This window comes from Erythrobacter sp., from assembly GCF_011765465.1.
Lineage (GTDB): Bacteria > Pseudomonadota > Alphaproteobacteria > Sphingomonadales > Sphingomonadaceae > Erythrobacter.
The window spans coordinates 796,982-819,426 of the sequence record NZ_CP050265.1 but is presented as its reverse complement, the minus strand read 5'-3'; the positions used below and the strand labels follow the sequence as shown (position 1 = coordinate 819,426).

General features: G+C 68.1%; 22 protein-coding genes. 8 read left to right on the top strand and 14 right to left on the bottom strand.

The window, feature by feature from the left end; translation table 11 throughout:
* The first annotated feature begins 21 nt into the window (after positions 1 to 21).
* The 3 genes from purF (at position 22) to G9473_RS03975 (ending at position 2,826) form a co-directional block, all read left to right on the top strand.
* The gene (gene purF, locus G9473_RS03985) at positions 22 to 1,551 is read left to right on the top strand and encodes an amidophosphoribosyltransferase (RefSeq protein ID WP_291136233.1); all 1,530 of its coding nucleotides are present in this window, start codon (positions 22 to 24) and stop codon (positions 1,549 to 1,551) included.
* Positions 1,552 to 1,593: 42 nt separating this feature from the next.
* On the top strand, positions 1,594 to 2,307 hold the full coding sequence (locus G9473_RS03980; RefSeq protein WP_291136231.1) for an SDR family NAD(P)-dependent oxidoreductase: 714 nt from the start codon (positions 1,594 to 1,596) through the stop codon (positions 2,305 to 2,307).
* Between the two features lie 171 nt (positions 2,308 to 2,478).
* On the top strand, positions 2,479 to 2,826 hold the full coding sequence (locus G9473_RS03975) for a PilZ domain-containing protein (protein ID WP_291136229.1): 348 nt from the start codon (positions 2,479 to 2,481) through the stop codon (positions 2,824 to 2,826).
* A gap of 31 nt (positions 2,827 to 2,857) precedes the next feature.
* Here G9473_RS03975 and G9473_RS03970 read toward each other — a convergent pair whose 3' ends face one another.
* From G9473_RS03970 to G9473_RS03950, 5 genes are all read right to left on the bottom strand, one after another.
* On the bottom strand, positions 2,858 to 4,087 hold the full coding sequence (locus G9473_RS03970; protein ID WP_367159507.1) for a serine hydrolase: 1,230 nt from the start codon (positions 4,085 to 4,087) through the stop codon (positions 2,858 to 2,860).
* A gap of 10 nt (positions 4,088 to 4,097) precedes the next feature.
* A complete protein-coding gene (locus G9473_RS03965; protein WP_291136226.1) occupies positions 4,098 to 5,333 on the bottom strand; it encodes a cyclopropane-fatty-acyl-phospholipid synthase family protein in 1,236 nt (411 codons plus the stop codon).
* Between the two features lie 62 nt (positions 5,334 to 5,395).
* On the bottom strand, positions 5,396 to 6,787 hold the full coding sequence (locus tag G9473_RS03960; RefSeq protein WP_291136224.1) for a deoxyribodipyrimidine photo-lyase: 1,392 nt from the start codon (positions 6,785 to 6,787) through the stop codon (positions 5,396 to 5,398).
* Positions 6,788 to 6,802: 15 nt separating this feature from the next.
* Positions 6,803 to 7,756 carry a metal-dependent hydrolase gene (locus G9473_RS03955; protein WP_291136222.1) on the bottom strand — a complete coding sequence of 318 codons (954 nt, stop codon included), beginning with the start codon at positions 7,754 to 7,756 and terminating at the stop codon, positions 6,803 to 6,805.
* Positions 7,757 to 7,775: 19 nt separating this feature from the next.
* Entirely contained in the window at positions 7,776 to 8,156 is a 381-nt protein-coding gene (locus G9473_RS03950) for a hypothetical protein (protein ID WP_291136220.1), read from the bottom strand.
* Between the two features lie 110 nt (positions 8,157 to 8,266).
* Here G9473_RS03950 and G9473_RS03945 point away from each other — a divergent pair, with 110 nt between their 5' ends.
* A complete protein-coding gene (locus G9473_RS03945; protein WP_291136218.1) occupies positions 8,267 to 9,211 on the top strand; it encodes an alpha/beta hydrolase in 945 nt (314 codons plus the stop codon).
* A 3-nt stretch (positions 9,212 to 9,214) separates the two neighbouring features.
* Complete coding sequence (locus G9473_RS03940; RefSeq protein ID WP_291136215.1) at positions 9,215 to 9,706, top strand: RNA pyrophosphohydrolase; 492 nt, start codon at positions 9,215 to 9,217, stop codon at positions 9,704 to 9,706.
* Here G9473_RS03940 and G9473_RS03935 read toward each other — a convergent pair.
* From G9473_RS03935 to G9473_RS03910, 6 genes are all read right to left on the bottom strand, one after another.
* On the bottom strand, positions 9,703 to 10,377 hold the full coding sequence (locus G9473_RS03935) for a glutathione S-transferase family protein (RefSeq protein WP_291136213.1): 675 nt from the start codon (positions 10,375 to 10,377) through the stop codon (positions 9,703 to 9,705). The genes G9473_RS03940 and G9473_RS03935 overlap by 4 nt on opposite strands.
* A gap of 15 nt (positions 10,378 to 10,392) precedes the next feature.
* Entirely contained in the window at positions 10,393 to 10,899 is a 507-nt protein-coding gene (locus G9473_RS03930; protein WP_291136211.1) for a tetratricopeptide repeat protein, read from the bottom strand.
* 59 nt (positions 10,900 to 10,958) lie between these two features.
* The gene (locus G9473_RS03925) at positions 10,959 to 12,149 is read right to left on the bottom strand and encodes an RsmB/NOP family class I SAM-dependent RNA methyltransferase (RefSeq protein WP_291136208.1); all 1,191 of its coding nucleotides are present in this window, start codon (positions 12,147 to 12,149) and stop codon (positions 10,959 to 10,961) included.
* A 9-nt stretch (positions 12,150 to 12,158) separates the two neighbouring features.
* A complete protein-coding gene (guaB, locus tag G9473_RS03920; protein ID WP_291136206.1) occupies positions 12,159 to 13,613 on the bottom strand; it encodes an IMP dehydrogenase in 1,455 nt (484 codons plus the stop codon).
* A gap of 98 nt (positions 13,614 to 13,711) precedes the next feature.
* A complete protein-coding gene (locus G9473_RS03915; protein ID WP_291136204.1) occupies positions 13,712 to 15,256 on the bottom strand; it encodes a M20/M25/M40 family metallo-hydrolase in 1,545 nt (514 codons plus the stop codon).
* On the bottom strand, positions 15,253 to 16,005 hold the full coding sequence (locus G9473_RS03910; RefSeq protein ID WP_291138210.1) for a 3-hydroxybutyrate dehydrogenase: 753 nt from the start codon (positions 16,003 to 16,005) through the stop codon (positions 15,253 to 15,255). Before G9473_RS03910 ends, G9473_RS03915 begins: the two co-directional genes overlap by 4 nt.
* A 133-nt stretch (positions 16,006 to 16,138) precedes the next feature.
* Between G9473_RS03910 and G9473_RS03905 the strand changes: the two genes are divergently transcribed.
* Positions 16,139 to 16,999 carry a neutral zinc metallopeptidase gene (locus G9473_RS03905; RefSeq protein WP_291136202.1) on the top strand — a complete coding sequence of 287 codons (861 nt, stop codon included), beginning with the start codon at positions 16,139 to 16,141 and terminating at the stop codon, positions 16,997 to 16,999.
* Positions 16,971 to 17,531 carry a hypothetical protein gene (locus tag G9473_RS03900; protein ID WP_291136200.1) on the top strand — a complete coding sequence of 187 codons (561 nt, stop codon included), beginning with the start codon at positions 16,971 to 16,973 and terminating at the stop codon, positions 17,529 to 17,531. Before G9473_RS03905 ends, G9473_RS03900 begins: the two co-directional genes overlap by 29 nt.
* A gap of 63 nt (positions 17,532 to 17,594) precedes the next feature.
* Here G9473_RS03900 and G9473_RS03895 read toward each other — a convergent pair whose 3' ends face one another.
* Together G9473_RS03895 and G9473_RS03890 are read right to left on the bottom strand one after the other, a co-directional pair.
* Positions 17,595 to 19,268: a M56 family metallopeptidase gene (locus G9473_RS03895; protein WP_291136198.1), complete on the bottom strand. Its 1,674-nt coding sequence runs from the start codon at positions 19,266 to 19,268 to the stop codon at positions 17,595 to 17,597.
* The gene (locus G9473_RS03890) at positions 19,265 to 19,597 is read right to left on the bottom strand and encodes a BlaI/MecI/CopY family transcriptional regulator (RefSeq protein WP_291138207.1); all 333 of its coding nucleotides are present in this window, start codon (positions 19,595 to 19,597) and stop codon (positions 19,265 to 19,267) included. Before G9473_RS03890 ends, G9473_RS03895 begins: the two co-directional genes overlap by 4 nt.
* A gap of 176 nt (positions 19,598 to 19,773) precedes the next feature.
* On the opposite strand from G9473_RS03890, the gene G9473_RS03885 reads away from it, so the two are divergent.
* Positions 19,774 to 21,339, top strand: coding sequence for an esterase-like activity of phytase family protein (locus G9473_RS03885; protein WP_291136196.1), 1,566 nt, complete (start codon positions 19,774 to 19,776; stop codon positions 21,337 to 21,339).
* On the opposite strand, the gene G9473_RS03880 is transcribed toward G9473_RS03885, so the two are convergent.
* Positions 21,305 to 22,330: a C13 family peptidase gene (locus tag G9473_RS03880; protein ID WP_291136194.1), complete on the bottom strand. Its 1,026-nt coding sequence runs from the start codon at positions 22,328 to 22,330 to the stop codon at positions 21,305 to 21,307. The genes G9473_RS03885 and G9473_RS03880 overlap by 35 nt on opposite strands.
* Positions 22,331 to 22,445: the final 115 nt, after the last annotated feature.

Sequence of the window (22,445 nt, the reverse complement as noted above, 5' to 3'; positions counted from 1 at the left end):
GCAGCAGCGGGTTCGGACACCATGACCAATTCACCGCAGAAGGGCGAGGCTCCGGCACGGATCCGGGACCGGCTCGACGCGAATCTCACTCATCCCTTCCTCGACGCGGACGGCGACAAGCTGCGCGAGGAATGCGGCGTGTTCGGCGCGATCAACGCCGCCGATGCCTCGGCCGCGACGGCGCTGGGCCTTCACGCGCTCCAGCATCGTGGGCAGGAAGCGGTCGGCATCACCAGTTTCGACGGGCACGAATTCTATTCGCGCCGCGGGCTCGGCCACGTGGCGGAGAACTTCTCCTCGTCCGAGGCGATCGGCGAGCTTCCCGGCCATATGGCGGCGGGCCACGTGCGCTATTCGACCACCGGCGGATCGGGCCTTCGCAACGTGCAGCCGCTCTATGCCGAACTCGCAAGCGGCGGTTTCGCGGTGGCGCATAACGGCAATATCTCAAACTCGCAGGCGCTGCGCGCCGACCTTGTCGCGAAGGGGTCGATCTTCCAGTCGACCTCCGACACCGAAGTCATCATCCACCTCGTCGCGACCAGTCGCTATCCCACAACCGCCGACCGCCTGATCGACGCCCTGCGTCTGGTCGAGGGCGCCTATGCGCTGATCGTGATGACACCCGAGGGCATGATCGCCTGCCGCGACCCGCTCGGCATCCGCCCGCTCGTGATGGGCCGGATGGGGGACGCGATCCTGTTCGCGAGCGAATCGGTCGCCTTCGACGTCGTCGGTGCGGAACTCATCCGCGAAGTCGAGCCGGGCGAAATGCTCCAGGTCGGCTTCGACGGCGAAATCCGCAGCGTGCGGCCCTTCGGTTCGCCACCGGCGCGGCCCTGCATTTTCGAACACGTCTATTTCAGCCGCCCCGACAGCTATTTCGCCGGGCGCAGCGTCTATGAAGCGCGCAAGGCGATCGGCACGCAGCTCGCCATCGAAGCGCCCGCCGACGTCGATCTCGTCGTCCCCGTTCCCGACAGCGGCGTGCCCGCGGCGATCGGCTATGCCCAGGAATCGGGCGTGCCTTTCGAGCTCGGCATCATTCGCTCGCACTATGTCGGGCGTACCTTCATCCAGCCGTCCGACAGCGCCCGCCATTCGAGCGTCAAGCGCAAGCACAACGCCAATCGCGGCCTCGTCGAAGGCAAGCGGATCGTGCTGATCGACGATTCGATCGTCCGGGGCACGACCTCGATGAAGATCGTCGAGATGATGCGCGAAGCCGGCGCGCGCGAGGTCCATTTCCGCGTCGCCAGCCCGCCGACCGCGCATTCGTGCTTCTATGGCGTCGATACGCCCGAACGCTCCAAACTGCTCGCCGCGCGCATGGAACTGGAACCGATGCGCGAATTCATCAAGGCCGACAGCCTCGCCTTCATTTCGATAGACGGGCTCTACCGCGCGGTCGGGCACAAGGACCGCGACAAGAGCTGCCCGCAGTTCTGCGATGCTTGCTTCACCGGGGATTATCCGACCTCGCTGACCGATTTCCGCATGATGGAACAGCGCGCGGCGCAGCTTCCCTTTGCCGATCCGAAAGCGGCCTGATAGCAGCGCGCAACCCCAAGATTCCCAAGGCAGCAGAAACCAATGACCGACGCAAAACCCCTCGCCGGCAAGACCGCCCTCGTCACCGGCGCAAGCCGCGGCATCGGCGCCGCCACCGCCAAGGCGCTTGCCGAAGCGGGCGCGCACGTGATCCTCGTCGCACGGCGGGTGAAGGCGCTCGAAGAGGTCGAGGACGCGATCCACGCTTTGGGCGGCACATCGACCATCGCACCGCTCGACCTTACCGAAGCGGACAGCGTCGGCCGCCTCGCCAGCGCCATTTCGGGCCGTTGGGACACGATCGATATCCTCGTGCTTTCAGCGGCTTATCTGCCGACCCTCACACCCATTTCGCAGGTCGAGCCCAAGCAGTTCAACGAAGCGATCATGACCAACGTGGTCGCAACGCAGGCGCTGCTCGCCGCCTTCGACCCGCTGCTGCGCAAGGCCGAGGGCGCGCGCGTCATCGGCCTCACCAGCAGCGTCGGCGCGGACCCGCGGCCGTTCTGGGGCGCCTATGCCTCGACCAAGGCGGCCTTCGACAACCTGCTCGAAACCTATGGCGCAGAGGTGGAGCGCCTCAGCCCGGTGCGCGTCGCGGTGATCGATCCGGGCGCGACCCGAACCGAGATGCGCGCGCGCGCCTATCCCGGCGAGGATCCCGAAACGGTCAAGCCGCCAGAGACGGTCGCGGCGCGAATCGTCCAGCTGGTGCAGGAGGATTTTCCCTCCGGCCACCGCGAAAGGGTCGACTGACCCCGCCGCCGCGCGCGCGCCGCCGCCGTGACGGCACGGCCCGCCGCCGAAAGCGGCGGCTTACCCTCGCGTTAACCAATCGCTGAAATGCGCTGTTAGGTCTCGTAGGTGAATGTGTGCCTTGAGACCAACCGGCAAGATACCACGGCTGATTGGACAAGGTTTAACGCAATGCCCATCGAAACCGACCGCTACCGCGTCGCTGCGCAGGAAGATCGCTGCGGCGAGCGCACCAAGCTCACGATCCCCGCTACGCTGCGCGCGTCGGGCGGGCGCGCCTTTCAGAGCGTCGTCCACGACCTGTCGATTTCGGGTTTCTCGGCGGCCTCAATCAACCGGATGCACGAAGGCCAGGTCTGCTGGCTGACCCTGCCCGGCCTCGAATCGCTCCAGGCCGAAGTCGTGTGGTGGGACAACTGCATCGTCGGCTGCGCCTTCTCGGAGCTCCTGAGCCCGATCGTGCACGACAACATCCTGCAGCGTTACAGCAACACCGGCGTCTATCGCCCGATGGCGTAAGGCGTAAGGCGGGCGCTGTTCCCGCCCCGCCCTATTGCGTCGCGGCGATCCGAGTGGCGAGCGCGAACCACTTGCCGCGATATTCGCCCGTCGCCGTGGGCCAGTTGCTGACGATCGCGATCACCAGCCGCTCTTCCGGCATGATCGTGATCGACTGGCCGAAAATCCCCTGCGCGCCGAAATCGCCTTCGGGATAGGTCCACCACTGGTAGCCGTAGCCGAAGCCGTTGCCGAACTCGACCTGCGAGGCCGTCGCCTCGGCGAACCAGCCTTCGGGCACGACCTTGCGGCCCGAGACTCCGACCCCGTCCTCGAGCACGAACTGGCCCATGCGGGCATAGTCCGACAGGCGTAGCGACAGGCAGCAGCCTCCGATATTCCCGCCGCGCGGGTCGGTCATCCAGAACATCGGCCCGGCGAAACCGGCGGGCTCGACGATCTTCTCCTGCGCGTATTCGGCGAGCGGCAGGCCGACCGCGTTCTCGACCAGCAGGCCGATGAGATTGGTCTCGCCGGTCTTGTAGACGAATTTCGTGCCCGGCTCGGCTTCGCGTGGGAGCTCCTTCATCTGCGCGACGATCGCGTCCGGCCCGTATTCGAGAACGAATTCATTCATTCTGGCAACATCGCTGTCGGGGTCGGTGTAGTCCTCGTTCCACGCGACACCGCTCGTCATCGTGGCGAGTTGCCACACGGTGACATCGTCATAGGCCGAGCCTTCGAGGCCGGGCACGTATTGCGTCACCGGGTCTTGCAGGCTGGCGATGAAGCCGTCCTTCACCGCCGCGCCGAGCAGGGTCGAGGTGAAGCTCTTGGCGACCGAGAAACTGGTCCAGCGATCCCTTGGCCCGAGGCCGAGGGCGTATTCCTCGAAACGGACCTTGCCGTCCTTTAGCACCATCACGCCCGCAGCGCCGCTTTCCTCCATCAGCGCGCGGATCTCGGCGGCGAGAGGAGCGGGCAGGCTTTCGCCTTCGGGCAGCGGGCGCGTCTGCGAGGCGGCGGGAACCTCGATTCCTGCGAACCAGTCCTCCATCGCGCGGAAACGGGCCGCGCGCTGCTCATTGTTCCAGAACAGGACCTGCAAATCGGACGGGTCGCGCGCAGGCGGCGTTATCACCTCGACCTCGCCCAGCGCGGGCGCGGCGCTCGCCACACTGGTGTCGGCGCTGCCGAAGCTGCCGGTGCAGGCCGCCGTCCCGGCGAGGCAGGCGGCAAGGAAAGCGCCGAGTGCGCCGCGGTGCTTGGTCATGGTGTTCATCCCCTCTCTCTCATTCCTTCACCAGCGTTACCTGGTGCACATCTATGGTCCCGGCGCGAAAGCCGCCTTCGCAATAGGCGAGGTAATAGCGCCAGAGCCGGATAAAGCGATCGTCGCACCCGCCGGGCAGGCGGGCCTCGTCCACAGCGGCGTCGAAGCGCTCGCGCCACAACCGCAGCGTTTCGGCATAGTCCTGCCCGAAATCCGACTGGTTGCACCACTGGAGGCCGCGCTCCTTGGCGAGGCGGCGGAATTCGCTCGTCCTGATGAGGAGCCCGCCGGGAAAGACATAGGCCTGTATGAAATCGGCGCTAGCGGCATAGGTTTCGAACAGGTCGTCGGCCATCGAGATATACTGGATCGCCGCGCGCCCGCCGGGCTTCAGGCAGCCTGAGATACAATCCATGAACGCAGCCCAGTATTCGCGCCCCAGCGCCTCGACCATTTCGACGCTGGCTATGGCGTCATACTGCCCGGTGACGTCACGGTAATCCTGCAGGCGGAAATCGATCGTGCCGGGGCGCCCTGCCCGCGCCCAATCGAGCTGTTCGCGGCTGAGGCTGATCGCCGTCACCTTCGCCCCGTCCTCGGCGAGCCGCTGTGCGAGGCTGCCCCAACCGCAGCCGATTTCGAGCACGCTGGCAGGTCTGCCGAGCCGCGCGGCGATTGTATCGAGCTTACGCCTCTGGGCGGCTTCGAGGCCGTCCTTGCCGGGCGCGAGCGCGCTCGAATAGGTCATGCTTTCGTCGAGCCAGGCGGCGTAGAAATCATTGCCGAGGTCGTAATGCGCGGCGATGTTGCGCGCCGCGCCTGCGCGGCTGTTGCGGTTGAGGCGGTGCGCGGCGCGGGCGATCAGCCGGAACAGGCCGGAAGAGCGCGCCGTCCCGCCCAGCGTGCGGGCATTGCCTGCGAACAGCGCGAAAAGCGCGACCATGTCGCTCGCCTCCCATTCGCCCGCCTCGTAGGCACGGTACCAGCCGATCGAGCCCTGCGTCGCCAGCCGCACCAGCGCGCGCCAGTCCTTGAGCCGGACCTCGACCTCGAAACCCGGAGCATGGCCGCCAAGCAGGCGGGTCGTGCCGTCGGGAAGGTGCGCCAGCAGCGAGCCCGTCGCCAGCCCAGAATGGATGCGGTCGAGCACGGTGCGGAAGAACGGCGCGAGTAGGCGCGCGAGGGAAGAAGCCGACGGCGCGAAGCGCGCTCCGCCGGCAAGCAGCCGCTCGCCTCTGATCTCTCCCGCCTTCATGGCGCCGTCATAGGCTCGCCGCGCGGACGGGGGCAAGCCGGGTCAATCGCAGATTGCCTGCGCTATTCGCCCTTCATCGCCTTGTAGGCCGACAGCGCCCGCTCGCGCCCGGCCTTGTGGGCGATGATCTTGCGCGGATAGCCTTTCGGGCGGCAGCCGTGCGCCTCGGGATCGTGGATCGCCGGTTCGTCGAGCCCGGCCAATTCGGGGACGTAGCGGCGGATATAGCCCGCCGCGTCGAACTTCTCGCTCTGGGAAAGCGGAGCCATGATCCGCACGAACATATTGGAATCGACCCCCGTGCCCGAATTCCATTGCCAGTTGACGGAGTTCGAGCCGTAATCGGCATCGACCAGGCAGTCCCAGAACCACTTCTCGCCCTCGCGCCAGTCGATCAGCAGGTGCTTGATGAGAAAGCTCGCGGTGATCATGCGCACGCGGTTGTGCATCCAGCCGGTCTCCCAAAGCTGGCGCATCCCGGCATCGACGATAGGGTAGCCGGTCCTGCCCTTCTGCCATGCCTTCAGGTCGCGCGCGGCGGCCTCGTCATCGTGCGGATCGCGCCACTGGAGGTCGTCGTAGTCCTCGCGGTAATTGCGGCTGCCATAGGCGGGAAACTGGCAGATGACGTTCTGCGCGTAGTCGCGCCAGACCAGCTCGCTCTCGAAGCTCTGCCAGCCTTCCGAGCGGTGGTGCTTCAGGGCGTGCCAGACCTGCACCGGGGTGATCTCGCCGTGGTGGAGATGCGGCGACAGGCGCGAGGAGCCGTCGACGCTCGGAAGGTTGCGCTTCGCCTCATAGTCGGAGACGTGGTCCTCCCATTCGGCGAGGCGGGCGTGGGCCGCTTCCTCGCCGACTTCCCAGAAATCGCGGATGCCGCCCGACCAGTCGGGTTTCGTCGGGAGCAGCTTCCAGTCGGAAAGGTCGTCGCTATCGGGCCAGTCGTCGGGCGAGGACAGGGTCTCGGGCTCGGGCACCACGTCGCGCGGCGGAAACTGGGCGCGCATCGCTTTGTAGAAGGGCGTGAAGATCTTGTAGGGCTCGCCCGATCCGGTCGTCACGTGGCCCGCCGGGAAGAGGTAATTGCCATCGTGGAGCGTCAGGTCGAGCTTTTCGGAGAGCGCGCCTTGCGCTTTCCTCCACCAAGGCTCGTAATGACGATTGGCGTGGACGGCACGCGTGCCCAGCGCCTCGGCGACCTTGCACAATTCCTCCACCGCATCGCCGCGCCGCAGGACGATCTTCGCGTTGCGCTTGCCGAAACTCTTCGACAAGCTTTCGAGCGAATGGTGCAGCCACCAGCGCGAGGCCCCGCCCATGGCGTGGTGGCCCGCGGCGGCATCGTCGAGCACGTAGACCGCGCAGACCGGGCCTTTCCGGGCGGCTTCGTAAAGGGCGGGGTTGTCGGCCATGCGCAAATCGCGCCGCAGCCATACGATCTGGACGTCACTCATGCCGGCAAAAGCGCATCACTCGTCATCCAGTTCCTCACATTTGTGGCTTGGAAGCGCGACGCTGAAGCGGTCGCGCGCGCGCGGGTCGTAAAAGCGCGCATCGCGCAGGATGACCGAGCCGTCTGCCGCCTTCTCGGCGAAGGGCGCGCGCGACCAGAACAGGAAGGCGCGCGCCTCGTCCGAAGCCTCCGCGGCATCGGCGGGAATGCGGCACACCGTCGCCGCGGGCGCGAAATAGCCATTGGCGAAAGGCTCGCCTTCCCACGCGGTCGAATACCAGCGGCCGCCCGATCGGATGATCCGCTCGCGCTCCCAGAAGAGCAGCGGCACGGGCGAGGCGATCGCGATCTCGGGTTCGGGATCGTAGAGCTTGGCGCGGTGATAGGCGGCATAGTCCGACAGCAGGCCGTTGAACGCGACATAGAGCAGCATGAGCCCCAGACCGACCTGCGCTGCGAGTTCGCCCCGCCCCGCCCCGCCGCGCTTCTCGGTCCGGCGCGAGCGCCACAGCGACACGCCCAGCAGCGCCCACAGCCAGACATCGAGGATGAACAGCGTGTCGCCGTAGAACCACTGGCTCGAGAACGGCTCGAACAGGCGGATGCCGTAGACGTTGAGCCAGTCGAGCGCGGGATGGGTCAGGCAGCCGATCAGCGAGAGCCAGTAAAGCCAGCCGAAATCGACCGGAGCGCGCCCATCGGGCCGGGTCCCGCGCTTGTCCTGCCAGCGGTCGAAGGCCCACAGCGCTAGAGCCAGCACCAGCGGCAGCAGCGCCCATGCGAAAGGCCCGTGGGTGATCCCGCGCCGGAAGCCGAGATGCTCGGCCCCGTCGAGCCAGAAGAAGCACGCCGCGTCCACATCGGGCAGGTTCGCCCCGATGACGAGCGCGGGCATGGCAAGCCCGGTGCGGCGCTTGAGCCCCGCCTGCCCGATGAGCGCGCCGACGAGGCTGTGAGTGATATTGTCCATGCCGCCCCCCGCCCCTCGCCTAGCTACGAGCCTCGAAGGCGCGCGCCGAAACCGGCGTCGCTGCGGTCGTCCCGGCAAGGTAGCCGCCGAGCACGGTGAACGGCGTCGCCAGCCAGTCGGCGAAGGCGAGGATGCTGAGCAGCATCAAGAGCAGGCCGAAGACCAGCTTGGACAGGGCCAGCGCGACCACGATCCGGCGCTTGACGCTTGCCGGGGCATCGGCGGGATCGAACCGTCGCTCGATGCTGCCGCGCGCGGCGAAACCGGCGAGCGCGCCCACCGCAATGCCGAAGATGCCGGTCTGCACCTGGTTCGCTAGCGGCAGGAAATAGGCCACGAACATCGCGCTCGGCGCGAAAAGCAGCGGCAGCCGCGAACGTGTCCTGACCGAATATTTCATGCGCGCTTCGCGTAAACCTCTTCGTGTGTGCGGCCTGTGCGATTGGCCGGTGGAAATGCGTGCCGCCCCGGCCTATCAGCGCGGGACGAAACAGGGAGAGAGAAACCCAAATGAGCCAAGCCGCCCCCTACGTCCGGCCCGACATGAAGGCCTTCCTCGATGCGCTCGCCGCCATGGAGGGTCCGGCGATCGCCGATATGACCCTCGAGGAAGCGCGCGCAAGCTACGTGGCCCTTCATGCCATGGCAGACAAGCCCGCGCGCGAACTTGCCGTCATCCGCGACCTTTCCTGCCCCGGCCCTGCGGGCGATATTCCGCTCAGGCTCTACGACGCACGCGAAAACCGCGCGCCCGGCCCGGTCGTGACCTTCTTCCACGGCGGCGGCTTCGTCATCGGCGATCTCGAGACGCACCACGCGCTGTGCACCGAACTTGCCGCGCTGCTCGGCCTGCCGGTGGTCGCGACGCATTACCGCCGCGCGCCCGAAGCGCCCTTCCCCGCGGCGATCGAGGATTGCGAGGCGGCGGCGCGCTGGGTCGCGGGCAGCCCGGCAGAACTGGGCCGCGAGGCGACCGGGCTTGTCACGATCGGCGACAGCGCCGGGGGCACGGCGACCATCGCGGTCGGGCAATTGCTCGCCGCCAACCCCGCCGAAGTGCCGGTGGCGTTGCAGGTCCCGCTCTTCCCGCTCGCCGCCGACGCGATTGGCTCCGCCAGCCTCGAAGCCTTTGCCGAGGGCTTCGTGCTGACCAGGGCGGCAGTCGAATTCTTCGATGCCGCCTATCAGGGCGACCGAGCGGACGCGCGCGCCTTCCCCATCCTCGGCGACCACGCCAGCGCGCCGCCCACGGTGATCGTCACCGCGAGCCTCGATCCCATTCGCGATTCGGGCCGCGAATACGCGAAGGCTCTGGCTGAGGCGGGCCGGTCGCACGTCTTCCTCGAGATCGAGGGCGTCACCCATTCCTTTACCAACCTGCGCCAGGCCGTGCCCAGCACCCAGGCCGACCTTGAACGGGTCGTCGCGGCGATGAAATTCATGCTCGGAGCCTGATTGATGACCCTTTCCCCGGACGACCTGCCCTATCGCCCCTGCGCGGGCTTCATGCTGCTCAATGCCGAGAACCGCGTCTTCGTCGGCCAGCGGATCGAAAAGCGCGCGCACGGGATGTGGCAGATGCCGCAGGGCGGGATCGATCCGGGCGAGGACAAACAGGTCGCCGCCCTGCGCGAACTGGGCGAGGAGACGGGCATCACGCCCGATCTCGTCGAGATCATCGCGCCCGCTTCCCGGCCCTTGCGCTACGACCTGCCGCCCGAACTTCTGGGCAAGGTGTGGAAGGGGAAATACCGCGGGCAGGAGCAGCACTGGTTCCTCGGCAGATTCCTCGGGAGCGAGGCCGATATCGACCTCGAGGCGCACGACCCGCCCGAATTCAACGAGTATCGCTGGATCGAGCCCGAGCAGCTGCCCGAACTCATCATCCCGTTCAAGCGGCAGGTCTACCGTGAAATCCTCGAGGAATTCCGCGACCACCTGCGCGGCTAGAAGCGGAAAATGATGGAATCGCGGTCATCCTTCGCCCGCGCGGCCTTAAAGCTGTCCATCGCCTCGACGCGGTCGAACCACTTGCCGATATTGGGATAGCCCAATTCGAACGCCCCTTTGTCGCGCGCGGCGAACATGGGATAGACCAGCGTGATGTCGGCGGCGGTCAGGGTGTCCCCGCCGAAGAAGGGCTTTTCACCTAGATCCTTTTCCATCTGGCCGAACAGCGCATCCATCCGCGGGTTGACGAACAGCTTGCGCACCTGCCCGAAGATCGCCTTCAGCAGCGCGCTGATGGGCCAGGGCGTGCGGCTTTCGAGCAGGGTTAGAACCATGGCGACACCCTGAATGCTCATCAGCGAGCCCTGCGCCGCATGGAACCAGAACAGGTGACGCGCCCGGTCCGGGGTGCCGGGTGCAGGGCGCAACGGGCTGTCCGGGTGCGAATCGAGAATGTAGTCGATGATCGCGTTGCTCTCCGCGAGGACAAGGTCGCCATCGGTGACGACCGGCGCAGTGCCGAGCGGCGACAAGGCCTTGTAGTCATCGGGCGCGAGGTTCGTCTCGGGATCGCGCTTGTAGGTCTTCAGCTCGTATTCGGCGCCGAGTTCTTCCAGCAGCCAGAGGATGCGGAAGCTCTGCGAATATTCGAGATGGTGCAGCGTCAGCACGGGTGCGGTGCGTGCTCAGTTGGCCGAGCTGCCGCCCTCGGCGGTATCGACCGCGAGCCGCTGGCCGACCGGACGGCTCGCTCCGGACGCGATGGTCGAGCGCAGCGCGACCGTTTCGGGGCAGGAATCGCCGCACATCGACTGAAGCCGCGCAAGGTTGCGCTTCGCCTTTTCGATCGCGCCCTTTTCGACCAGCGCGGCGCCTTCGCCCGAAATCGCGGCGAAATTGTCAGGGTCGCGGGCCAGCGCCTCGCGGTAATAGCGGATCGCCTTGCCCTGGAGCCCGTTTTCGCGCGCGGCCTCGGCAAGGTGGACGAAGATCGGCGTGTAGCCCGGGTCCACCGCAAGCGCGGCTTCGAAGGCATCGATCGCCCCCTGCGTGTCGCCTGCGGCAAGCGCCGCCTCCCCTTCGAGGATCAAGGCTTCGGCGCGGACATCCGGTGCCTTGTCCCCCGCGCTCGTCACGCTCGCCGTGGTGGCGAGGAACAGCGAAAGGGCGGCGGCAGCGGGCGCGAAACGCATGAACAGCTCCTTGATTGCAGCAGGCCGGGATCGGACAGGCTCAGCCATAAGGCATATGGCTAACACGCCTGCAGGCAATTGGCGATGAAAAAACCGTCCGTGCCGTGATGGAACGGATCGAGCCGCCACCCTTTCCCGCGCGGCGCGCCGAGCGGAAGGTTAACGCCTGGGGCCTCGAACCCCTCGTGGCGGGCGAGGAAAGCCTCGATCCGCTTCGCGCCTTCCTCGTCGAGAAGCGAGCAGGTGACGAAGACGATCCGCCCGCCCGGCTTCACCAGCCCCGCCGCGATGTCGAGCAGACGGTCCTGCAGCGCGGCATAGTTTTCGAGCGCGCGCGGGGTGAGCCGCCACTTCGCCTCGGGCTTCCTTCGCCATGTGCCCGTCCCCGAACAGGGCGCATCGACGAGGACAAGGTCCGCACTGCCCGCAATATCCGCCAACCCCTCGGCCTCGCGGCCCGGATCGAGCAGGCGCGTTTCGACCAGCCCCGCTCCGGCACGCGCGGCGCGCGGAGGGAGGTTGCCGAGCCGCCGCTTGTCGGTGTCACAGGCGATCAAGCGGCCGGCGTTCTCCATCGCGGCGGCGAGAGCGAGCGACTTGCCACCGGCCCCGGCGCACAGGTCGATCACCGTCTCCCCCGGCTGCGCGGCGGCGGCGAGGCAGGCGAGCTGGCTGCCCAGATCCTGCACCTCGATCCGGCCATCGCGCCAGGCGTCCCAGTCCTCGATCCGCGTGCCCGAAGGAAGGCGCACGGCCTGAGGCGCGGCGAGGTGTTCGCCCTTTTCAGGCAGTTCGATGGTCTCGCGCTCGGCCTTGAGCGTGTTCACCCGCACGTCGAGCGGCGCGCGGTCCATCAGCGCCGCTGCCGCCTCGCCCGCGATGCCCGAACGGGCGAGCGCCGCCACCAGCCAGTCGGGCGCAAGGCCGGGCTTTGCCTCGATCGCGCCCGCTTCGATCGGCGCAGGGCCGTGCGGCGAGCCGTCGAACAGGTCAAGGACGTGGTGGTTGGCCGGGTCCGCGCGGCCATAGGCGAGCATGGCGTCGCGGCCATTGCCCGGCACCGGCCCGACCGCGCGGATTGCGGCATAGACCAGCTCGCGCACCGCCCGGCGGTCCTTGGACCCAGCATAGCGGCGGGCGCGGAAATAATCGGCGAGGATTCGGTCGGCGGGCGCCCCCTCGCCCTTCGCCGCCTCGATCACGAGGTCGAGCACCTCGATCGCGGCCTGAACGCGGGCTGCGGGGGTCATTGGAAGAACCTAGCGAGTGGGATAGTTGGGCGCCTCGCGGGTGATCGCGACATCGTGGACGTGGCTTTCCGAAAGGCCGGCATTGGTGATCCGCACGAATTGCGAACGGGTCTGCAGGTCCTCGATCGTCGCCGCGCCGGTATAGCCCATCGCCGCCTTGATACCGCCGACGAGCTGGTGGATCACGTCGGCGACCGGGCCTTTGAACGGCACCTGCCCCTCGATCCCTTCCGGCACGAGCTTCATCGCGGAGACGTCCTGCTGAAAATAGCGGTCGGCGCTGCCGCGCGCCATCGCGCTGACCGAGCCCATGCCGCGATACGCCTTGTAGCTGCGGCCCTGGTAGAGGAACACCTCGCCCGGACTTTCGGCGGTCCCTGCCAGCATGGAACCGACCATCACCGTGCTTGCGCCTGCAGCCAGCGCCTTGGCGACGTCGCCGCTGGTGCGAAGCCCGCCGTCGGCGATCACCGGAACGTCCGACTTCTTGGCTTCGGCGGCGCTTTCCATCACGGCGGTCAATTGCGGCACGCCGACGCCCGCGACGACGCGGGTGGTGCAGATCGAGCCCGGTCCGATCCCCACCTTGACCGCATCCGCGCCCGCGTCGATCAGCGCGCGCGTCGCTTCGGGCGTCGCGACATTGCCCGCGATCACCTGCACCGCGTTCGACAGCTTCTTCGCCCGCTCGACCGCGCGCGCGACTTCGCGGTTGTGGCCGTGGGCGGTGTCGATCACGATCACGTCGACCTCGGCATCGATCAGCGCCTCGGTCCGGGCAAAGCCCGAATCCCCGACCGTCGTGGCGGCGGCGACCCGCAGGCGCCCGGCAGCGTCCTTGGTCGCGTCGGGGTAAGTCACGGCCTTCTCGATGTCCTTGACCGTGATGAGGCCGATGCAGCGATAGTCGTCATCGACGACCAGCAGCTTCTCGATCCGGCGCTGGTGGAGCAGGCGGCGCGCTTCCTCCTGGCTCGTGCCGAGCGGGACGACCGCAAGGTTGTCGGTCGTCATCAGCTCGCGCACGGGCTGCGCCGGGTTCTCGGCAAAGCGCACGTCGCGATTGGTCAGGATCCCGCACAGCTTGCCCTCGCGGTCGGTCACGGGAATGCCGCTGATGCGGTGCTGCTGCATCAGCGCCTGCGCTTCGCCCAGCGCGGCGTCGGGGCCGATGGTGATGGGATTGACCACCATCCCGCTCTCGAACCGCTTGACCGCGCGCACCGCGGCACATTGTTCCTCGATGTCGAGATTGCGGTGGAGCACGCCGATGCCGCCCAGCTGCGCCATGGCGATCGCCATGTCGGCCTCGGTCACCGTGTCCATCGCGGAGGACAGGATCGGGATGTTGAGCGCGATTTCGCGGGTAAGACGCGTCTTCGTGTCGGCCATGGAGGGCAGGACCTCGCTTTCGGCCGGACGCAGCAGCACGTCGTCGAAGGTAAGGCCGAGCGGAATGTCCATGAGCGTCACTTTCTGAGCGGGTGTTGACCGTCTGGGGGGAGAATCGTGACGGCCCATGTAATCGCGCTTCGGCGCAAACGCTAGGGCCGGAACGCGCGCTATCGACGGTCTGCGGCGATTTCCGGCGCGCTCGGCGCGATCGCGGGCCCAAGCGAGGGCGTGAGCGTGGTGTCGGCCAGGCGGCGTACCAGCTCCTCATGCAGCAGCAGGTCCTCGATCGCCCCGCCCAGCTCGAGCGCGCCCGGCTCGTCGGAAGGACGGTGGTAATCGCTCCTGAGATAGCTCCCGAGCACGTCGCGCGAAGCGAAGGCGCTCGACACCAGCACCGCAGGCACGCCTTTTTCGAGCAGCGCCCAGCCGTCCTGTCGCCGCAGGAACGCCTCGGCGAAGGCGGGATCGCCGGTCGTGCGCCCGCGCTCGGCCAGAAGGTCCAGCACCGGCTTGTCGAGCGGCGTGCGCCCGGCCCCGATGAAGCCGACCGGCGTTCCTGCGGGGGCGACTGCGACGGTGTCGAAATTGAACGCGGCGATGATCGCGTCGAGCGGCAGCGGCGGGTTCTCGGCAAAGGCTTTGGCCCCGAGCAGGCCGGCTTCCTCGGCGCTGGTGGCGAGCACGTAGATGTCGCGTTCGTGCGGGCCGGAAGCGGCGAGGCGGCGGGCGAGTTCGAGCAGCGCGGCAATGCCCGAGGCATTGTCGACCGCCCCGTTGCAGATCGGATCGGGCGCTTCGCCGCATTCGCCGAGATGGTCCCAGTGGCCGAGCAGCAGCACCGCGCCCGCTTCGGGCTTCGTTCCCGGCAACAGGCCGATGACGTTGGACGAGGCGAACTCGCGCCGCTTCGAAGTCGCCTCGATCGTGAGCCGCGCGGGGATGGTGACGGGCTCGAAACCGGGCTCGTCCGCGCCTTTCTCGAGCGCGCGCCACGCCTCCTTGCCGAGCACGCGTTCCATCGCGCCCGCCGTGACGAAGGCGGAAAGGCGCACTTCCTCCTCGCTTGCGAGCAGCAGCCGTTCGCGCCCGTAGGCCCGCCTCGTGGCCGCTATCGACTTCTCGTCCTCGACCACGGTGACGATTCCCACCGGGTCCAGCGCGAACAGCGCCGCGCGCCGCTGCGGGCTGACGCCGGGCTCTCCGAGCATGACGAGGATCTGCCCCGCCGCGACCTCGCGCGTGATGCTGTCCGATTCGCGCCCGACGAAGACGACTTCGCTGCCGAGATCGGGTCCGGCCTGAACCAGCACCCGGCGGCGGGTGGTGAAGGCGGCGCCTTCCTCGTCGGGGATGAGCACGCCGCGCTCGCCGATCTCGAAGGAAAGCCCGCTCGCCTGTGGGCTCGTGGCGATGAGGTCCACGGGCGCGCGCCATGCGCTGCCGGGATCGTTGGTGCCCGAGACGAGCCCCGCCGCCTCGAGCTGGCCGATGAGGAAATCGACCGTCTTCGCCTCGCCCGGCGTGCCCGGCTTGCGCCCGCCGAACTCGTCGCTCGCCAGCACCGCGATGTCGCGGGTGAGGTTCGCGCGGATCGCGGCGATCTCGGCATCGCTGACAAGCGGCGCGGGAGGGGGCGCGCTCGCGCAGGCGGCGAGCGCGGCGAGGCCGAACAGCGCGGCGGCCAGGCGCAGGAGGCGGACGGGAAGGCTCACTTGGCGGTCCATCCCCCGTCCATGCTGAAATTCGACCCCGTGATGTTGTCTGCGGCCGGGGTGCACAGGAACGCCGCCATGGCCCCGACATCTTCGGGCTGGACGAATTTCTTGGTCGGCTGGCCTGCGAGCAGGACGTCGTTGATCACCTGTTCGCGGGTCATCCCGCGCGCGGCCATGGTGTCGGGAATCTGGTTTTCGACCAGCGGCGTCCAGACATAGCCGGGCGAGATGCAGTTCGCGGTGACGCCGTGCTCGGCCAGTTCGAGCGCGATGGTCTTGGTGAAGCCGGCAAGCCCGTGCTTGGCCGCGACATAGGCGCTTTTGAAAGGCGAAGCGGCAAGCGAATGGGCGCTCGCGGTGTTGACGATGCGCCCCCAGCCCTTCGCCTTCATCCCCGGAACCGCAAGCCTGGTGGTGTGAAAGGCGGCGGTGAGGTTGAGCGCGAGCACCGCGTCCCACTTCTCCGGCGGAAAGTCCTCGACCGGGGAGACGTGCTGCATCCCGGCATTGTTGACGAGGATGTCGATGTCGCCGACCTCCTCCATCATCGCCTCGATCGCACCCGCGTCCATCAGGTTCGCACCGCTGTAATCCGCAGCCAGCTCCTCGCGCAGCGCGGCGATCTCGGCCTCGTCGCCGAAGCCGTTGAGGACGATGCCCGCGCCCTCGGCATGGAGCGCGCGCGCGACGGCCAGGCCGATGCCCGAAGTCGACCCCGTCACCAGCGCGCGCTTGCCCGCCAGCATGGTGCCTCCAGCCGCATCGGTCTTGAGCATTTCGTCGTTCTCCTGCACTCGTTCCATCCTTGCGCGTGCTTTCGCCGCACGCGCGCCGCCTGTCCAGCGATTTGCGGAAGCAGGCGCGGGAGGGGAGAAGGCAATGCGGCTCGACCGGCACGATACCGATGACATCAAGGTCCGCTCCAGCGGCGGCGGCCGCGCGAAGAAGGCGGGCGGGCTCGGCATCGTCGGCATCCTCATCGCGCTCGCGGCGGCGTTTTTCCTCGACCTCGATCCGCGCCAGACGATCGGGATGATGGAAGGCGCGCAGCAGGCGCTCCCCCAGCGCGGCGAAGGGGCGAGCGAGATGAGCGAGGCGGAGGTCTGCGCGATGGGCCCCTATGCGGCCGAAGCCTGCGACGCGCTCGCCAGCCTCAATGCGACATGGGAGCCGGTCTTCGCGCGCGCCGGGGCGCGGTTCGAACAGCCCGTCCTCGACCTCTATCGCGGCGGCGCGGTCACGACCGAGGGCTGCGGCAGCGCCACGTCGGCGGCGGGACCGTTCTACTGCCCGGCGGACATGGGCATCTACATCGACACGGGCTTTTACGACCAGCTTGCGACAATGGCGGGCACGGGCGGCGATTTCGCGCGTTTGTATGTCATCGCCCACGAATACGGCCACCACATCCAGAACCTGACCGGGATCGCGGGCGCGGTGCGGCAGGCCAAGGCGCGCGATCCATCGCGGGCCAATGCCCTGCAGGTGAGGATGGAATTGCAGGCCGATTGCTATGCGGGCGTGTGGGCCGGGCTCAACCGGGAACGGATCGAGCCGGGCGACATGGAGGAAGGGCTCGCCGCCGCCAGCTCCATCGGCGATGACACGCTGATGCGACAGGCCGGGCGGCGGATCGAGCCGGAGAATTTCACCCACGGCACCAGCGCCCAGCGAATGGCGGCGCTGAAAGCCGGAATGGAGACAGGCGATCATGCGGTTTGCGACAGGTATTTCGAATAGGGCGCTCGCGCCTGCGGCGCTCGCGCTGATGGGCGTGTGCGCAGCCGCCCCGGCCCAAGCGCAGGTGGCCAAGCCCGATGCCGATGTCGAGGACATCGCCCGCACCCCGCTCGAGGATCTCAACATCGACGGCAGCGAGATACCCGCCGTGCTGGTCGAGGCCGCCGAAGCCCCCTACGCCCGCGAAGAGCTGACCGATTGCAACGCGATCGTCGCCGAGATCGCGCGGATCGATACGGTGCTGGGGCCGGATTACGACTATCTCGGCCGACCCGAGGGCGGATTGAAACCGGGCCGCGTCGCCAAGGGGCTGGTCGGGTCGCTCATTCCGTTTCGCGGGATCTTGCGCGAAGTCACGGGTGCGGCGGGCGAGAAGCGCGCGCTCGTCTATGCGATCACGGCCGGGATGGTCCGGCGCGGCTTTCTCAAGGGGCTCGGCATGGGGCGCGGTTGCGACTACCCGGCGCGCCCTCGCGAGATGACGATGGAAGCGGAAATGGCCTCGCAAGAGCCGGAGACCAGCAAGGAATGACGCGAAAGGGGCGCGCAGGCCGCAAGGCCGCGCGCCCCCTCGCGCTGGCGCCGCAGCGGCGCGTCAGCTGTTGGCGTCCTCCCAGGTCTCGATCTGGCGGTCGAGCTCCTTGAGGATCTTCTTGCGCATCGAAGCGGACATCTCGCGGTCGGCGGCAATCGAGCGGCGCGCTTCCTTGATCCCCTCGAGCGCCTGCGCCATCACTCGCGCCTGGCACAGCCTCACCACGGTCACGCCGTCCTCGTCGGTGGTGGTGGTGGCGACCTCGCTGCTGGCGGGATCGCATTGCATCTCGACCACGGTGCGGTGCTTCACCATGTCGCCCTCGCGCTCGATCTCGGCCAGCATCGCGGGCAGTTCCTTGAGCGCCGCGTCGGCTTCGGCGAGCCCTTCGCGGACCTCGATCATGATTTCCTCGACTTCCTCGTCGCTGAGCTCGCCGCTGGCGCGCTTGCCGCGGATGACCTCGGTGCGGGAGCCGAGGGTGAGGCCGCGCTCGTCCTCGCTTATGACATTGCCGTCGCCGTCGGTGACGCGCTTGACGATCACCTTGCGCTTCTTGCCGTCCGCGCCGGGCTCTTCGCGCTCGACGATGGTGACGTATTCGGATTCCTCGGTGTAATAGACTTGGGGTTCGGCGCTGTCGGGGTCGATGCTTTCGATCCCCTCGGGCGCGGGCGGCGCGTCGGGAGCTTCAGGCGACGCGGGCGGCTGCGGAGCCGGAGCGGGCGCGGCGGGCGCAGCCGGAGCTGCGGGCGCTTCGGGCGCGATAGCCTCGGCATAGCTGATCGACGCGGTGAGCGGCAGGGCGAGCACGGCTGCGCCCAGTGCAAGGCGACCGGCGATGCGGCGGCGGGGGGACAGGTCGGACATCTTCAGGCTCCTCAAGCGATGGATGATGGATTGTTCGCCCAGCACCGGGCAGGCCATGGGCGCGGCGAGCGCGACCCGCGGCCCGGCGGCGGTGCTGGCGATGAGGCGGGCATAGACCGCGCGCTCGTCGCTCGAACGCGCGGCGACGACCCGCGCGTCACAGGCCGCTTCCTGGTCGCGGCGCAGCGCGAGCCAGCCATAGCGGCCGAGCGGATTGAACCAGTGCGCGGCGAACAGCGGCTGGACGAGGACATTGATGAGCAGGTCGTGCCCGCGGTGGTGGGCGATTTCGTGCTCCAGCGCGAGGTCGCGCGCCGTGCGGTCGGCCTGCGCCATGAAGCCGGGCGGCAGGGCGATCACGGGGTCGACCACCCCGAAAGCGAGCGGCGCGGCCGTGCCCGGCGTCTCGATCAGGCGGATGGAGGCGAAAGGCCCCTCGAGGCGCCCGACCTCGCGCGCATCGGCGACCAGCTCATCGCGCAGGGCGAAATAGTGGCGGAAGCGATTGGCGAGGAACACCGCCGCCCCCGCCAGCCAGACGAGCAGCGCGGCCGTGCCCAGCGCCTCCCAGTCGAGCGAAAGAAGGGGCGCAGGGTCAGCCTCGCGCGTGGCTGGCGCGAGCGCGACCGTCTGGACTTCGCCTGCATCAAGGGCGAGCCCGACGGTCATCGGTTCGGCCTCGGGCGCGGGCGCAAGCCAGGCGGGCAGCGTGATCGGCGGCATCAGGAGGCGCGCCATCGGCAGCGCCCACAGGGCATAGGCCATGCGCGGCCCGAACACCTGCGCGACCGGGCGGCGAAGGACAAGGACCAGCGCGATCAGCGCCCCGGTCCAAACCAGCGTTTCAAGGAGGAAGCCGCTCATTTGCGCATCTCCTTCAGCAGGGCCTCGATCTCCTCAAGGTCGTCTTCGGTAAGCGCCTCGCTTTCTGCGAGGTGGGCGAAGAGCGAGGCGGGCCGCCCGCCGAACAGGCGGTCGACGAGCCGGCGCGATTCGCCGCCCACGTAATCGGCGCGTTCGATCAGGGCGCTGTAGAGATAGCGCCGCCCGTCGGGCTCGGCCCCGATCGCGCCCTTCTGGACAAGGCGCGAGAGCAGGGTCTTGACCGTGGCGAGGCTCCAGCCGCGGCTCTCGCAGACGACGTCGCACACTTCGGCGGCGGTCATAGTCCCGCGGGTCCAGAGCGCCTCCATCACGGCGTGCTCGGCCTCGCTGATCCTTTCGGGTGGGTTACGGTCGGTCACGAAAGCGGTCTCCCTGCTTGCGATTACATCTGTAGGCGCATCGACTACGTCTGTAAACATGAAGCCCGGATGAACATCCACGAACGACGCTTGCGCCCCGACGAAGCGCGCATATCATCGCACGCATGACCCACCGCCCCGCCCTTCTCGCCCTGCTCGCCGCGATTCTCGCAGCCCTGCCCCTGCCCGCCGCGCTGGTGGCGGAGGAGTTCTTCCCGCTGACAAACCCCGCCGATCTCGGCCTTGGCGAGGACGAGGAGGTCGGCGAGCTGGTCTTCCGCGGCGCGGTCGAGATCGAGCCGGACGAATTCGCAATCGGCGGAATTTCGGGCCTCGACTGGGCGGACGGCGCGCTCCACGCGGTCGCCGACGACGGGCGCTGGCTGCGCATCGTGCCCGACGACATCAACCGCCGCCTCGTGGACGTCGCGGCGATGGAGATCGGCCCGCTGCTCGAAACGGACGGGGACGAGCTGGACGACAAGGAGCGCGCCGATGCCGAGGCGATCGCGTTCGACCCGGCGGGCGGCTGGCTTATCGCCTTTGAGCGCGAGCAGCGCATCTGGCGCTATGTCGATTACGCAGGCGCACCCACCGCCACCGAGGACCGCGCCGCCGAATTGCTCTCGCAGGCTTCGGGCAATAGCGGGATCGAGGCGCTTGCCGCTTTCGAGGGTGGCTTCATCGCCTGCGGAGAATGGGCCAGCCCCGACCGCCCAAATTGCGTGCGCGTGACCGGCACCAGCGCGAGCCTGTTCCAATTGCCCGCCCCCCAAGGCATCGCCGAGGCGGGCGGCGTGCCGACCGATGCCGCGTGCAAGGCGGACGGCACGTGCTACGTCCTCTTTCGCAGCTACCGCCCCGAGGAGGGCAACCGCGCGGCCATCGTCGAGGTCGCAGGCGGCGTGCCGCCCAAAACGCTCGCCGTGCTGCGCCCGCCGATGAAGCTCGACAATTTCGAAGGGCTGGCCCTGCGCGAGCAATCGGGCAAGACCTATTTCTACCTCGTCAGCGACGACAATTTCCGCAATTGCGCCGAGGACGATGCGCCCGGTTGCCAGCGCACCTTGCTGGCGAAATTCGAGATCAAGTCGGACGCGCCCCCTCCCCCGCCCGCCGACGTGACCCCGCCCAAGGACTACGAGACGCAGACCGTCGTGATCGAGACCGAACTGGGCGACATCACCGTCGCGCTGGAAACCGAGCGCGCGCCGATCACCGCGGCCAATTTCCTGCGCTATGCAAGGGAGGACCGCTTCGACGGGACGGTGTTCTACCGCGCGATGAAACTCGACCGCGAGCCGATGCCCAACGGGCTGATCCAGGGCGGAACGCAGCAGGATCCGGACCGCATCCTGCCCGGCATCGAACACGAGCCGACCAGCGAGACGGGGCTTTCCCACACCAACGGCGCGCTTTCGATGGCGATGGGCGAACCCGGCACGGCGAACGGCGATTTCTCGATCATGCTGCAGGACCAGACCGGGCTCGACGCGCGGCCCGATAGCGACAATCCGACGTGGCGCAATGGCTATGCCGTGTTCGGCTATGTCACCGGCGGGATGGACGTGGTCGCCGCGATCCACGCGCGGCCCGGCGATCCCGACAAGGGTGAAGGGGTGATGAAGGGCCAGATGCTGGCCGAGCCGGTGAAGATCATCGACGTGCGGGTTGTGGAGCAGGCTGACTAGCGAGCTTCTCCTTCGCCGCTTCGAACGCCGACCGCCCGACCGGGTCCGCGGCTGCGGGGAGGTTCGCTTCCAGTTCGGCCAGCCACGCCTTCGCCCCGTCCCCGATGCTCGATTGCGGGAGCGAGGCGAACAGGCGAAGGTTCGCCTCCCACCCCGCGATGGTGCGGTTCGCCTCCTGCGCGGCTTCGGTCAGCGGCACGGGCTTCCTCAGAGCGCGGTTGATCATCGCATCGCCGTAGAAGGTCCAGTCATTGTCCGCCTCGCAGCCGAAGCTGGTGCGATTGCCCGCTGCCGCGGTCATGATCGCGCTGTCGGGGCCGGCGAGTTCAGGGATGAAGATGCCCGAATAGCACGCCGAGACGATCAGCACGCGGCGCGCGATGCCGAGTTCCTGAAGCACGGACTTGAGCCGCGCGGGCGAGAGAATGCCGTATCCGGTGTCGCCGTAATGGAAGACGAGGCCATAGGGCGCGCCGTGGCTGGTGGTGTAGAGCACGAGCGCGTCTTCTTCCGGGTCCATCAGCTCGGCGATCCGGGCAAGCGAGAGCGCAAGCGCCTCGATCGAGCCGTGCGGCCGGTCGTCGCGCGTGCCGTCCGGCCCGGCGAGCACCAGCGTGCGCCCGTCCGCGCCATAGCGCCGGGCAAGCACCCGTCCCGCCTCGCGCGCCTCGCGGGCGAAGACCGGGTCGCTGTCGAGCGCCACCGTCACGACATAGGCATCGACCGTGCCCCTGCGATGCGCCCTGAGCTGCCCCAGCGCCGCATCGAGCCGCGCACGCTGCTCCAGCATTTCGGCAACGCTCACCCCGCGCCGCATCTGCGGGCCGAGATCGAAGCTGGCCTTCGCATCCTCGCGGCTCTCGCCGGTGACGAGGTTCGGAAAAGGCTCGGTGTGAGGAGGCGGCTGGTTGGGGTTGGCAGAGAGCGTCGGCGGTGCAGCAAGAGCAAGCAGGCTCGCCCAGACCCCCACCATGATCGCGCCCCGCTTCATAGGCAGGCAAGCTGCCCGCCGCTGCTGCAAGCGTCAAGCCGGTTCGGCGTGACTAGCGAACCGGCATCGTCCGGGAGCTGCGCGCGGCGTCCGGGAGAGCCCGGACGCCGCCTGC

Excerpts from the sequence above, each read along its gene's own strand:
- G9473_RS03950 (WP_291136220.1), bottom strand. The coding sequence starts at position 8,156 with ATGAAATATTCGGTCAGGACACGTTCGCGGCTGCCGCTGCTTTTCGCG.
- G9473_RS03890 (WP_291138207.1), bottom strand. The coding sequence starts at position 19,597 with ATGGAGGCGCTCTGGACCCGCGGGACTATGACCGCCGCCGAAGTGTGC.
- G9473_RS03880 (WP_291136194.1), bottom strand. The coding sequence starts at position 22,330 with ATGAAGCGGGGCGCGATCATGGTGGGGGTCTGGGCGAGCCTGCTTGCT.
- G9473_RS03955 (WP_291136222.1), bottom strand. The coding sequence starts at position 7,756 with ATGGACAATATCACTCACAGCCTCGTCGGCGCGCTCATCGGGCAGGCG.
- G9473_RS03965 (WP_291136226.1), bottom strand. The coding sequence starts at position 5,333 with ATGAAGGCGGGAGAGATCAGAGGCGAGCGGCTGCTTGCCGGCGGAGCG.
- G9473_RS03925 (WP_291136208.1), bottom strand. The coding sequence starts at position 12,149 with ATGACCCCCGCAGCCCGCGTTCAGGCCGCGATCGAGGTGCTCGACCTC.
- G9473_RS03895 (WP_291136198.1), bottom strand. The coding sequence starts at position 19,268 with ATGAGCGGCTTCCTCCTTGAAACGCTGGTTTGGACCGGGGCGCTGATC.
- G9473_RS03975 (WP_291136229.1), top strand. The coding sequence starts at position 2,479 with ATGCCCATCGAAACCGACCGCTACCGCGTCGCTGCGCAGGAAGATCGC.
- G9473_RS03930 (WP_291136211.1), bottom strand. The coding sequence starts at position 10,899 with ATGCGTTTCGCGCCCGCTGCCGCCGCCCTTTCGCTGTTCCTCGCCACC.
- G9473_RS03960 (WP_291136224.1), bottom strand. The coding sequence starts at position 6,787 with ATGAGTGACGTCCAGATCGTATGGCTGCGGCGCGATTTGCGCATGGCC.
- G9473_RS03905 (WP_291136202.1), top strand. The coding sequence starts at position 16,139 with ATGCGGCTCGACCGGCACGATACCGATGACATCAAGGTCCGCTCCAGC.
- G9473_RS03980 (WP_291136231.1), top strand. The coding sequence starts at position 1,594 with ATGACCGACGCAAAACCCCTCGCCGGCAAGACCGCCCTCGTCACCGGC.
- guaB (WP_291136206.1), bottom strand. The coding sequence starts at position 13,613 with ATGGACATTCCGCTCGGCCTTACCTTCGACGACGTGCTGCTGCGTCCG.
- G9473_RS03945 (WP_291136218.1), top strand. The coding sequence starts at position 8,267 with ATGAGCCAAGCCGCCCCCTACGTCCGGCCCGACATGAAGGCCTTCCTC.
- G9473_RS03885 (WP_291136196.1), top strand. The coding sequence starts at position 19,774 with ATGACCCACCGCCCCGCCCTTCTCGCCCTGCTCGCCGCGATTCTCGCA.
- G9473_RS03970 (WP_367159507.1), bottom strand. The coding sequence starts at position 4,087 with ATGAACACCATGACCAAGCACCGCGGCGCACTCGGCGCTTTCCTTGCC.
- G9473_RS03900 (WP_291136200.1), top strand. The coding sequence starts at position 16,971 with ATGCGGTTTGCGACAGGTATTTCGAATAGGGCGCTCGCGCCTGCGGCG.
- G9473_RS03940 (WP_291136215.1), top strand. The coding sequence starts at position 9,215 with ATGACCCTTTCCCCGGACGACCTGCCCTATCGCCCCTGCGCGGGCTTC.
- purF (WP_291136233.1), top strand. The coding sequence starts at position 22 with ATGACCAATTCACCGCAGAAGGGCGAGGCTCCGGCACGGATCCGGGAC.
- G9473_RS03910 (WP_291138210.1), bottom strand. The coding sequence starts at position 16,005 with ATGCTGGCGGGCAAGCGCGCGCTGGTGACGGGGTCGACTTCGGGCATC.